The 2,834-nt window shown below is 60.9% G+C and carries 3 protein-coding genes; 2 read left to right on the top strand and 1 reads right to left on the bottom strand.

The features are described 5' to 3' along the window. Positions 1-799: tyrosine-type recombinase/integrase (gene xerC / locus A2I95_RS29725; protein WP_291735669.1), on the top strand; the 799-nt coding region annotated here is incomplete at its 5' end. 513 nt (positions 800-1,312) lie between these two features. On the opposite strand, the gene A2I95_RS29720 is transcribed toward xerC, so the two are convergent. Then, positions 1,313-1,537, bottom strand: coding sequence for an AbrB/MazE/SpoVT family DNA-binding domain-containing protein (locus A2I95_RS29720; protein ID WP_291735668.1), 225 nt, complete (start codon positions 1,535-1,537; stop codon positions 1,313-1,315). Between the two features lie 223 nt (positions 1,538-1,760). On the opposite strand from A2I95_RS29720, the gene A2I95_RS29715 reads away from it, so the two are divergent. Continuing rightward, positions 1,761-2,834, top strand: a 1,074-nt coding sequence (locus A2I95_RS29715; RefSeq protein WP_291735666.1) for an enoyl-CoA hydratase/isomerase family protein, incomplete at its 3' end; no start/stop codon positions are given.

Below are 2,834 nucleotides of genomic sequence, written 5' to 3'. Positions count from 1 at the left end.
CTCCTGCGGCTATGTAATCGACGTCTGCGGAGATAAACCTCTGCCGGACTACACCAAGGCAGACGCCAATGCCTTCCGGGATGAGCTGATCAAGAAAGGGCTTGCCGGGAGCAGCATTACCCGGATCTTTGGCACCGTCCGCGCCGTGTTCAACTTTGCCGTGGCAGAGGAAGGGCTTTCCATTTCCTCCCCATTCGCCAATGTCTATTATGATCGGAGTGCAGGCGTGGCCGTCCGCAGCCCCATCCCAGTAGATGTTGTGCGTGCCGTGCAACTGCAGTGCAACCAGATGGACGATGAAATGCGCTGGCTAGTGGCACTGGTTGCCGACACCGGCATGCGGTTAGCAGAGGCTGCAGGTCTGCTGCGTGAAGACATATTCCAGCAGGAAAATGGCAGATGGGCGGCCAAGATTACCCCGCACCCGTGGAGAAGCCTGAAGACTGACAGCAGCAGCAGGGTTGTTCCGCTGGCTGGTTCGGCAGAGTGGGCTGCCCGGCGCATCCACACCCAGCAGGATGGAAACAAATTCGCCTTTCCCCGCTACAATACCTCAGACAAGACCAGCGCCAATTCGGCCAGCGCCGCCCTGAACAAGTGGCTAAAGGCCTACGTGCCGAAGGGGGCTACTATGCACGGGTTCCGCCACTCCATGCGAGACCGGCTCCGTGCGGTAGAATGCCCAGCGGATGTTGCTGACCAGATTGGCGGATGGCACACGGATGGGGTCGGTCAGGGATACGGTAAAGGGTACCCGCTGGAGGTTCTCAGAAAGTGGCTGGATAGAATTGCACCTTAGACGGCTGGAGCAGCATGTCTCCGGCTGACGACTACGCCTCGGTCTGCACGTTGCAAAAGCTGATGCGGCACAATGGCTTAGGCTTGGGTAATGGTGCCCGGGGGCAGTCCTGAATCCGGTGTTGACCGGGTTCTAGGCCCGTTACAGGCACCGCCGTGGCCATCTGCATCAGCAAAATAAGGGCTATCAGCCCCATGCGGTTGCGGTCAACAGGCACGATTTGGTCTACGGGATGTACTACGGCCCAGAGAAGCCTACTACAGACCGGACCGTGGCCTCCGTGCTGTTGACTGGCCTACAAGGTCTTCAGAAGCTGCAGACTGCCTTGGGCCGCATGTGGGACTCACAGAGAGCCGCAATGCTGGCAGAGGGTCGTCGAGGTGGAGGCTCCACTCGAACTGATTGACCAGATTGGAGGGTGGTCTGCCGTGGGCGGTGTAGGCGCATCCTATGGTCGAGGCTACAGAATGAAACTCTTGCGGAAGTGGCTCAGCAGGGTTTCACTCTAGCAGGTTAGGGGGTGTCGTCTTCAGCCTCCTGCGCCGCATCAGGGTCCAACGGACCAAGCGAGTGAAGATCGGCAAGCCATTGCCAATCATCTTCCGGCGCCTCCAGAATGATCGCTTTTCCCTCAATCCGGACGCGACTTCCTTGCTCCGGAAGAGAAAACTCCTGAGGCAGAAGGGCTGCTTTTCGGCCTCCAACTTCGACCACTTGAGCAAACAGTTCTTTGGTCATCCAATTCACCTTTCTCGTTTGGAAGCTGACTCCAGCTGCGCAGAGAGCGCAGCCTGGCTTGCCTTCTCCGCCGCGCCCTGTGTGACCTTGCGGATGAGCAGCGTCTCGGCGGAAGAAAATTCTGCAAAGAGGAATGTAATTTTACATATTGAAATTAGAAATTGAAATTGCTACTCAGAATCCCAAGCCAAGAGATGCTGCGAACAACGGGCGGAGGAACGGGATGGCAAACCAGGTTAATCTGACAATGGATGGCAGCGTTGCTGTTGTGCGGGTGGACAACCCGCCGGTGAACGCGCTTTCGCATGCGGTGCGCGCCGGTCTGCAGGGTAGTTTGCGGGCCGCGCTGAGCCGCGCGGAAACCAAGGCTGTTGTCATCTGCTGCGCGGGGCGCAGTTTCTTTGCCGGCGCGGATATCCGCGAATTCGGCAAGCCGCCGCTGGCGCCGTTCCTGCCGGATCTGATCACTGAAATCGAGGCGGCGCCGGTGCCGGTCATTGCCGCGATGCACGGGAATGTGCTTGGCGGCGGGCTGGAGGCGGCCCTGGGCGCGCATTACCGGATCGCGATAAAGGGCACCCGTCTCGGCCTGCCGGAAGTGTCGCTGGGGCTGCTGCCCGGCGCGGGCGGCACCCAGCGTCTGCCGCGGCTGATCCCGGCAGCGGATGCGGTCCGGATGATCACCGGCGGCAAGCCGGTTAGTGCCGATGCGGCGTTGTCCATGGGGCTGATTGACCGGGTGGCGGACGGCACCGATGCCCGCGCCGAAGGTATCGCATTTGCCCGGGAGCTGATCGCGGCAGGCAAGGAGCCGCGCCCGGCCGGGAGCCTGCTGTGCAATATACTGGAGCCGGCGGAACTGGAGGGCGTTCGGGCCAAAGTTGCCAGGGCCGCACGCGGGGCGATTGCGCCAATCGCCTGCCTCGATGCAGTGGAAGCGGCGATGTCGCTGCCGTTCGAGGACGGGCTGAAGAAAGAGCGCGCATTGTTTCAGGAGCTGATGGCCTCGGACCAGAGCACCGCCCTGATCCACGCTTTCTTTGCTGAGCGCCAGGTTGGGAAACTGCCGGAAATCGAAGGTGTTGACCCGCGCGTAATCAATCGGATGGGCGTTGTTGGCGGCGGCACTATGGGGGCGGGGATTGCTGTCAGCGCTTTGCTGAGCGGATTGGATGTGACCCTGGCCGAGCGTGACGAAGCTGCGGCAGACAGGGCGGCAGACAGCGTTGGCAGGATGTTGGAGAGTGCTGTGAAACGCGGCAAGCTGGCAGCGCCGCAGCGAGATGCCATTCTGGCG

The sequence above is a fragment of the Leisingera sp. F5 genome (assembly GCF_001593695.1).
The sequence above is the reverse complement of the archived record's forward strand: the minus strand, read 5'-3'. Positions and strand labels throughout refer to the sequence as shown.

What these genes read in the sequence shown, in the direction of transcription:
- A2I95_RS29720 (WP_291735668.1), bottom strand. Translation starts at nt 1,537, where the DNA reads ATGACCAAAGAACTGTTTGCTCAAGTGGTCGAAGTTGGAGGCCGAAAA.